Source organism: Candidatus Cryosericum septentrionale (genome assembly GCF_003570995.1).
Taxonomy (GTDB): Bacteria; Caldisericota; Caldisericia; order Cryosericales; family Cryosericaceae; genus Cryosericum; species Cryosericum septentrionale.
In genome coordinates this window covers 1-8,391 of sequence record NZ_QXIY01000048.1, presented here as the reverse complement: position 1 = coordinate 8,391, position 8,391 = coordinate 1, and the positions used below count along the sequence as shown (strand labels likewise).

The window sequence follows — 8,391 nt, the reverse complement described above, 5'->3', positions numbered from 1 at the left end:
GGAGAAGATCCTTTTCAATGCTGCCCTCCAGTCGGTTGTCATTGGCGGCACGAGCATGATCTTCCACCGATTCTCCGATTCTCAAGCGGCACTCCTGGAGGGCAGGAACGTCGCGGCTGTTGTGCTGGCCGCTCTTTACTGTATGGCTGCCGATGTTCTGTTGCTGTCGGGGCTGTTCTCCAGTCTGAGCGGGCATGGTCTTGGCGGCGTTGTAGTGTCGTTTGTCCGGCAGAGTTGGCTTGACTTCGCCGCGTTTATCCCCCTTGGGATAGTTCTCACTGCGTTATTTTGGGAGAATCCGGTTACTATACTTCTGCTTGTACCAACCTTTCTGCTGTTATACATGGCGCTCAAGCGCGAGCAAGCGCTCCACAATCAGACGCAGGCTATCCTCGAGAAGCTGGTCGATGTCCTTGAGAGCAAGAGCCCCGAGACCGCACAGCACTCGAAGCGCGTGCGGGCGTGGGTTGAAGACATGTGTGATGAGCTTGGCATGGAGAGTGGCAAAGCGGACATGGTACTACAGGCTGCCGTATTGCACGACCTGGGGAAGGTCGGGCTGGACGACAACTTGCTGCGCAAGCCCGGTCTCACTGCAGAGGAGTTCCATCAGATCATGGGACATTCCGTGGTGTCTGCCGGCCTGCTGGAGGGGCTGACGCTGTTCCAGGGCGGACGGAACATCGTCCTGCACCACCATGAGCGATATGATGGCAATGGTTACCCGGACCATCTCGTGGGCGAGAACATCCCTCTTGGTGCGCGCATCATTGCTGTTGCAGATTCGTTCGACGCCATGGTGAGTATGCGGCCCTACCGGGCCAAGAGCCTCACGGTCACGGAAGCTCTGAAGATCCTGGACCAGGAGCGCGGAGCGCAGTTCGATCCAGAGCTCGTGGTTACATTCACGAAGCTTGTTCATGAACACCTTGCGACAGGAGACATGACCAATTTTCCCTCCGCCGTTCAGATCGACTCGACAGACGGAGTCGGCATCGAAGCGGGCGTTCAAGTCTAGGATGCTGGTTCTGGCTGTCTTGGGTGTTGCATTGGTGTCCAGTCTGCTCACCGGCGGACGGCTGCGCCATGTCGAGAACTTCCACCTGAAGGCTCTGCTTCTCGGCGTGGGCGCGTTCGTCGTCCAGCTGCTTATTTTTACGTCCCGCGGGGAATCGCTGCTTGGCGCGCTGCTTCCAGGAGTCTATGTCCTGACCCTCCTCATGCTCCTGGGATTTCTGCTCGTAAACCGCAGGGTTTTCGGCGTTCCGATTCTTCTGCTCGGGTTGATGCTCAACGTTCTTGTCATTGGCGTCAATCACGGGCGTATGCCGGCTGATCCACAGGCACTTGTCGCTACCGGGCAGGGCTCTCACGCAGAGGAGTTGCTCAGGAATGGCACCGCAGCTAATGTTGTTCTCATGAGTGACCAGACGCACCTCAATTTTCTGGGAGACCATATCGTCCTGCCGTTTCTCGGCGACATGGGTTCGGCGTACAGCGTGGGCGATCTCGTGGCTCTTGCGGGAGAAGGCGCTCTCGTCTATGGGATGGTAAGAGTGGGCAGAACGGTGCACACTGATTCAACTGAGGACCGGCCTCCTGCAACCGGAATCTAGTCCCAGGTCTTCTTCCCTGGTGAGTCGCCTGTCGGTTCGGTCGTTCGTGGCGTATACTCTTGTCGAAAGCAATGTGCTGGAACAGGAGGTGCGCAATGCGCATCCGGGAATTGTATGATCTCATCGATATTGTGGCCCCGTTTCGACTGCAGGAGGAGTATGACAACGCTGGACTGATCGTCGGTTCAATGGACGACGAGGTACGCGGAGTCCTCCTTTGTCTTGATGTCACGCACGAGACGGTCGAGGAAGCGGACCGGGTTGGCGCCAATCTCATTCTTTCCCATCATCCCCCCATCTTCAGGGCGATCAAGAAGCTGGACCCGATCCAGCACTCGGCGCTGTTGGCTGCCATTCGTATGGACATGGCTCTAGTCGCAGCACACACGAACTTCGATGCTGCCCAAGACGGTCTCAACGCATTTGTGGCGCGTCAGATGGGGCTCACAGACCTGCGTATTCTTGAGCTTCACGAGTCGGAACGGTTGTACAAAGTCGTCACGTTCGTTCCTCCCGAGTTCAGGGAACAGGTTCTGGAGGCGATGTTTGCCGCCGGGGCAGGGCATACCGGCTCCTATTCGCGCACGTCGTTCCGGGCCGCCGGGGCGGGCGGGTTCGTGCCTGATCCTGGGGCGCATCCCTTCGTGGGTGAGGAGAACGCCATGACCAGCGTAGCGGAGGACCGCGTCGAGACCATCGTGTCCGGCCGGGACCTGACATCTGTCCTGAAGGCCCTGCGCAGGGCTCACCCATACGAGGAGCCGGCAGTCGACGTTTTCGAGGAACATCTTCCAGGGAGCCCACTTGCCGGGTTCGGACACATAGGGAGGCTGCCTCATGTCATGGATGCGGAAGAGTTCGTCACGTTCATCAAGTCGTTCTTCGCACTTTCAGTGTTGCCGGTGGTGGGGACTCTGCCGGAGGCCATCGAATGCGTGGCCTTCTGTTCCGGATCGGGATCGTCGCTTCTCCCAGTTGCAAGCAGAGCCGGAGCCCAGGTACTGATCACGGGAGATGTCACATACCACGGGGCGCTCGACGTGTCTCAACGTGGAGGCTGTGTAGTCATTGTCGATCACTACAGCTCTGAGCGTTTCTTCGCAGCTGCGATGGAGGAGGCGTTGCGGAGCGCGGCAGGAGACAGGGAGTTGCCACCACTGCACCAGTCGACCGCGGACTATCAGCCCGTCAGATTCTGGTAGAAGGGGCAGTAAAGAAAACAGCCCGAAGCGCGATTGCGGTCCAGGCTGTTTTCGAAGGAGGGCATGTAACCGATAACGAAGTTACCGATTACACCGCTACTATACGGAATACCTGATTCTTGTCAATGGCAACGTTTGCCTACTTGGCGGTGGACATGGACAGCGTGGCTGTAGACTGCGTATCAGTGAGTATTCCTGTGTTGAACGCCCTCTGAATCGTGCTATGGTTTTGTCATGAAGAGAGAGGACAGTGTTTCGGTCGGGCAGTTCGGGCGTCCCACGTGGCTGGAGATCGATCTGGCTTGCGTACGGGGCAACTATCATGTCATCCGTGGGATGGTGCCGGCGAAGACCCATGTGCTGTGTGTCATCAAGGACGATGCCTACGGGCATGGCGCGGTGGATGTGGCGCGAGTCCTCCAGGAAGAGGGTGCCGACTGGTTCGCGCTTGCTACGCTGGAAGAGGCTCTTGAGCTTCGACGGGCCGGGATCAAAGGTCGCATGCTCGTGTTTGGTTATGTCCCCGCATCAGGAGTCCAGGAGGCAATCGCTCAGGGTATTACATTCAGCATCCCCAACGACGACGTTGCACGCGAACTCGTCGGAGCAGCTGCCGGAAAGCAGCTGACGGTCCATCTCAAGGTGGATACGGGCATGGGAAGAGGTGGCGTTCTCGCGGAAGGGGCGCTGGACGTTCTGCACAAGTTGAATGGGATGAAAGGTCTTGAGGTAGAGGGGATCTATTCGCACTTTTCCTGTGCGGACTCGGACGAATCCTATTCCTCCATGCAACTGCGCAGGTTCGAGAAAGTCCTTCATCAGTTGACCGTGGAGGGCATGCGCCCTCCTGTTGCCCATTTCTGCAACTCGGCCGGCATCCTGACTATGAAGGCTGCGACCTTTGAAGGGGTCCGCCCGGGGTTGCTGCTCTATGGTTGTTCGCCCATCGAGGGCGTGCCGATTGCGGGATTGCGGCCGGCAATGTCGATGAAGTCTCGGCTGATAGCGTTCAAACAGGTTCCTGCCGGCTACGGAATCAGCTATGGGCGCAGCTATTTGACCTACAAGCCGACGACGGTGGGAATCCTTCCGGTCGGCTACACGGATGGGTATTCCCGCATGTTGTCCAACAAGGCCTCGGTGCTCATCCGTGGCAGGCGGGCGCCGGTCATAGGGCGGGTGACCATGGATCAGACCATGATCGACGTGTCAGACGTCCAGGGTGTGACGGTGGGCGACGAAGTTGTGCTCATGGGTGAGGCCGGAAACCAGCGCATCACCGCTGGAGATCTGGGATCACTCGCCCAGACGATCAGCTACGAGGTCCTCTCCACTGTCGGCAAGCTGGTTCACCGCGTGTACCGCGACCGCCCGAAGCCTGAGACGGAATGAAGCAGGACACGCGGTACCTTCCCGTTCAGAAAGCGCTTCAAGGGATTCTTGCGACGATCGCATTTCCATGCGCCGTGCACGCTGAACTCTTGAGCGCAGAAGACCGCTGTCTCATTTTCTCTCAGAACAGCAATCTCCCGTTCGGAGCCGCGTCGATCATCAAGCTCCCGCTCCTGGTTTGCGTTGCGCAACTGGTGGAACTGGGTGAACTGGCGTGGGACCGGCCTATTCGTCTGACAGTCCCTGCCCCTCATGGGACCGGCCTTCTCGAGCATCTGGACAAGTCTGGCCCGTGGTCGGTCCAGGATTTGTGCATCATGATGATGGGTGTGTCCGACAACATGGCCTGCAACCAGCTTATCGAGGAGATCGGCATAGAGCGTCTGAATGATGTCCTGCAAGACCTTGGGTATCAGGCGACAAGTATCCGACGTCAGATGATGGACCATGAGACGCTCGCTCGTGGAATCGACAATAGTGTGACCGCCGCCGAGATCGCCGACATGCTGGCGCGACTACATGCCCATCGTCTGGTCTCGAACGAGGCGAGCCAACGCATACTTGACTATCTGCGCATGAACCAGCTGAAAGATCTGATTGCCTGGCCGCTTCCCGGCAGTGCTGCCCTGGCGGGAAAGACGGGTGGTATGCCCGGTTCTCTGCTGGATGCGGAACTCGTGAGTGTAGCGGACGGGCCGACGTACTCGCTGTGCGTGTTTGCGTCGGGATTTGACCGTGCAGTGCAGGCCAAGCGTCTCATGGTACAGGTATCCGAGCGGGTGTATGAGGCTGTCTCGGGTAGCTGTTCGGCGGACTGCGTCTGAGAGTGTTGTCCCGAACTGAGCAATAAGTGTATGACGACACCCCGCATATGCGGGGTGTCGTGTTTGGCGCGCAGTTCCAGAATCAGGCCAGTGGCTTGATACGGCCGGCAATCATAGCCGAGAGGAAGCCTGCGATAAGGGCGGTGACGAACTGAGGCCAGCTGAACGAGAATCTGATGAACGCGGCGGCTGCGGGCGGCAGAGCGGACAGCGTGCCAACGATCACTCCAATGGCGTAGTACAGGAATGCCATCTTTGCGGCAGCGCCCACCAGAAGGCCGAGCCAACGCTTCCAGGATTGCCTGGAGCCCTTCCGCGTGGCAAGCCAGTAGACAACGACAAGGATGAGGTTGCCCGCCATGACGGCGGGGATCATCGTGGGGGACGGAAGATGTGCCTGCAACCATGCTGTGACGGGTGCCGCGAGGGCGATGACGATTCCTGCCCAGAGTCCTGTCGTCTCGGTTGCGAGGAGCAGTCCGAGGTTGACGATACTGCCGACGACGAACAGGTTGACGATATTGAACGGCGGTACCGACGGGATGACAGCCCTGATGCTGAACTGAAGGGCAATGGTAAGCGCCAGGATGACGGCAGATCTCGTAATGTACTTCGTAGTTTTCACTCATTCCTCCTCGTGCCGGGACAGAAGTGTGCTCCCGATAACTTTTAGTATAGCACGGGACGAAAGTTGTCCACAGCGACCAAACGAGCATCAGCTGCTGAGAGTATCATTGAGGGGCCCGCGTCTTCAGATATGAGCGGCTGGGGCAGATCCAGTAAACGGGCCGGCTCAGTCTAGATGCCGCCTCGTGTGCTGATGTGGAGGAGAGGGTAGTGCAGGCGCATGCGGTCCGCAATGGTTTCGAGGTCGCCGGGCTCAAAACCTCTGGCATGGACGAGGTTCGGGTCAAGGGTCTTGGTAGCGACGAAGTTCTGGATGACGTAGTGCGATCCAGAGGGCAGCATGCAGATGATATTGTCGATGTCGACTTCGCCAAACAGCAGAGGCAAGACGGTCGTCCGATATTCATGGACGGTGTTACACTCAGCCAGAAGTCGTATCGAGGTCTCCGCGAGGGCGAGAGCATACGGGTTACCCGTCATCTCACTGTAGCGAGAGGGAGGGGCTTTCACATCCATGGCAACGTAGTCCAGGGAGCTTGTTTCCAGAAGGTGCCCAAGCATTTCGGGGTTGGATCCGTTGGTATCCAGCTTGACAGCATAGTCTAGAGCGCGGATGCGCTCGACAAATCCCACAAGGTCGGCGTGAAGCGTCGGTTCTCCCCCGGTGATGCAGACGCCGTTGAGTTTACCCCTGCGGCGTTTGAGAAAGGCGAAGAATGCCTCTTCGGTCAGTTGCGGCGTATCCTCCCTCGTGGTGACGAGCTCAGGGTTGTGACAGTATGGACATGCGAAGTTACAGCCGACCGTGAACACGGTTGTGGCCAGTCTACCCGGGAAGTCACTGAGCGACAGTGGTTCGTAGTGCGCCAGTCTCATGTCTCTGTTTTCTCACCAATGGGTACTTCCCGCGTGACAATATGAAAACGCCGCTGACAGTCCTGCAGGAGGTCCCTGTCCAGCGGCGTTTCATTTATTACGTTCATTGTGCCGTGCTGTGTTTGGTCTTGGCCTCGAAGCATATTCTGTCGGCCCATTCCGCCTTCTTCCCCTTGTTCCACTGGGAAACAGGCCTCAGATAGCCAACCACACGGCTGTAAACCTCAGTCCTTGTACGCCTGCACGCTGGCACTGTCATTCCGTTGTCCAGCAACAGGGCCCCATTCTCTAGTTCTTTCAATCGCCACCTCCTCTCACTGAGCAGAGTATAGTCAGGATTTCAATTGGATACAGTGACACTGCCCGTCGCTACGAACGCCTTCGTTCCAGACGGCAGCAAAATTTGGATTGCCCGTTTGTCCGCAGTCATTCCGAGTGCAACGGCGTTGTCGCCTTTTGCAAGTACTGTCGTCGCTGTTCCGCTGAGACTCTCGTCGAGGTAGACCTTGACGGACGTGGAGGCCGTCACCTTGGCAAACGGCGCATACGTTGTCGATCCACGCGTTATTCTGGCGTACCCGCCATAGACCCAGCCGGTCTTTCCCTTCGCCTGACCGAGTCCCTTTGCCTGAACCCAGCCCTGGCCCAGCCCAAGTGCAGTTCGGGTCTCCGTGGGCGCGGCCACTTCGAGGACGGTGCTGCCGATCGTAATGGGTTGGTCCCGGAACATGAGTCCCGTCTCGGTCGTGAGCGTCGCGCCGGGTTGCTTACCGGAGGCAACAGGTGCACTGCCGCCCGTGAACTGATAGGCGAACAACGACGGGGCGTTGCCCTTGACGACGAGCTTGGGTTTGCGGGAGCCCTCGACGTATTGCCATGTCTCATAGGTTAATGGGGCGGTCTTGCCGTCGGCGCCCGTTCCCGGACCATAGATGCCAAGTTCGTAGACAAGGGTCTTGCCATCGGTTGTCCGTGATGCGCCGCGCACGAACGGCGGGAGGATGCCGGTAGAGCTGGGGGACGAAGTCACGTTCGTGACCTTGCCACCCTTGGTCTTGATGCCGAGGAACGTCCCTTTCGTATCCTGCATGGGGCCAAAGAATGTACCGTCGGCAAACGTGACTCCTGTCGGACCGAGAAAGGTGTGAGCCGTATCGAAGCCGAGACTTGAGGCGGCGATAGTCCAGATGCCGCCGGGAGAGACGATGAGAGGTGTCGATCCGCCCAGAATCAGTCGCGTCGTCCGATCAAACTGTTCTTTTGTCAGTGGAACCTGTGTCCAGAATGAGCCATTTGTCGTGCTATCGTAGCCGACAGAGGTTATGGTCAGTTGCAGCAGCCGCGGAGTCGTCGTCGGCGAAGCCTCGACCAGCAGGACGCCGTTCGAGGAGCACAGCACCTTAGGCCACATCTCGGTTTTGCCCTGGTAGATTACCAGTTCCTGTTTGGACGCGAGTTTGCGGTCGACAGCCTTGTACGAACCGTCGGCTTCGCTGGTCACGTAGACAAGCTCGCCTCCGGCGGGGTGCCAGTCGAAGGTGACGATTGTGCCCAGCTTGGTCAGCTGTGTCTTGCGCCCGCTCACCCATTGCCAGAGGTCGCCCTTGTCCAGATACAGGCCGATGTCATTCTTCGAGGGCTTTGCCGTGGTCCCTGGTGTCGTTGACGGAGTGCCCGGCGTGCCGTTCGAATTCAGGTTGCGTGCAACGATGAAGACGGAGACAGCAAGAACCAGAACGGCGACGGCAAGGAAAATGGCTTTCTTCTTGGGACGACGGAATCCTCTCATGGGGCAAACACCTCCTAGCTTTCAGGACGGGTTGCGAACGAGACGTCTCCAGAGGCAGGGCCCGC

8 protein-coding genes and 1 pseudogene are annotated in these 8,391 nt (G+C 58.3%); 5 read left to right on the top strand and 4 right to left on the bottom strand.

The features are described 5' to 3' along the window. The 5 genes from SMC1_RS09855 to SMC1_RS09835 all read left to right on the top strand — a co-directional run. The coding region (locus tag SMC1_RS09855; protein WP_119086600.1) for an HD-GYP domain-containing protein at positions 1–1,018 on the top strand (1,018 nt) is incomplete at its 5' end. Positions 1,019–1,052: 34 nt separating this feature from the next. Next, positions 1,053–1,616, top strand: coding sequence for a DUF5317 family protein (locus SMC1_RS09850; protein ID WP_126855216.1), 564 nt, complete (start codon positions 1,053–1,055; stop codon positions 1,614–1,616). A gap of 95 nt (positions 1,617–1,711) precedes the next feature. After that, the gene (locus SMC1_RS09845; protein ID WP_165849437.1) at positions 1,712–2,818 is read left to right on the top strand and encodes a Nif3-like dinuclear metal center hexameric protein; all 1,107 of its coding nucleotides are present in this window, start codon (positions 1,712–1,714) and stop codon (positions 2,816–2,818) included. Positions 2,819–3,052: 234 nt separating this feature from the next. Further along, positions 3,053–4,210 (top strand): alanine racemase, encoded by a 1,158-nt coding sequence (gene alr, locus SMC1_RS09840; RefSeq protein WP_119086597.1) that lies wholly within the window; start codon positions 3,053–3,055, stop codon positions 4,208–4,210. Beyond that, positions 4,207–5,034 (top strand): serine hydrolase, encoded by an 828-nt coding sequence (locus tag SMC1_RS09835; RefSeq protein WP_119086596.1) that lies wholly within the window; start codon positions 4,207–4,209, stop codon positions 5,032–5,034. The genes alr and SMC1_RS09835 overlap by 4 nt, the downstream gene beginning before the upstream one ends. Positions 5,035–5,116: 82 nt before the next feature. Here the strand turns inward: SMC1_RS09835 and SMC1_RS09830 are convergent, their stop codons facing one another. The 4 genes and pseudogenes from SMC1_RS09830 to SMC1_RS09815 all read right to left on the bottom strand — a co-directional run bounded on the left by SMC1_RS09830 (position 5,117) and on the right by SMC1_RS09815 (position 8,326). After that, complete coding sequence (locus tag SMC1_RS09830; RefSeq protein WP_119086595.1) at positions 5,117–5,659, bottom strand: ECF transporter S component; 543 nt, start codon at positions 5,657–5,659, stop codon at positions 5,117–5,119. Between the two features lie 173 nt (positions 5,660–5,832). Then, on the bottom strand, positions 5,833–6,537 hold the full coding sequence (locus SMC1_RS09825; protein WP_119086594.1) for an anaerobic ribonucleoside-triphosphate reductase activating protein: 705 nt from the start codon (positions 6,535–6,537) through the stop codon (positions 5,833–5,835). Between the two features lie 103 nt (positions 6,538–6,640). Further along, a pseudogene (gene nrdD / locus SMC1_RS11325) lies at positions 6,641–6,787 on the bottom strand (anaerobic ribonucleoside-triphosphate reductase); the annotation flags it as partial. Positions 6,788–6,877: 90 nt separating this feature from the next. Beyond that, positions 6,878–8,326, bottom strand: a complete 1,449-nt coding sequence (locus SMC1_RS09815) for a hypothetical protein (protein ID WP_119086593.1) — start codon at positions 8,324–8,326, stop codon at positions 6,878–6,880. Positions 8,327–8,391: the final 65 nt, after the last annotated feature.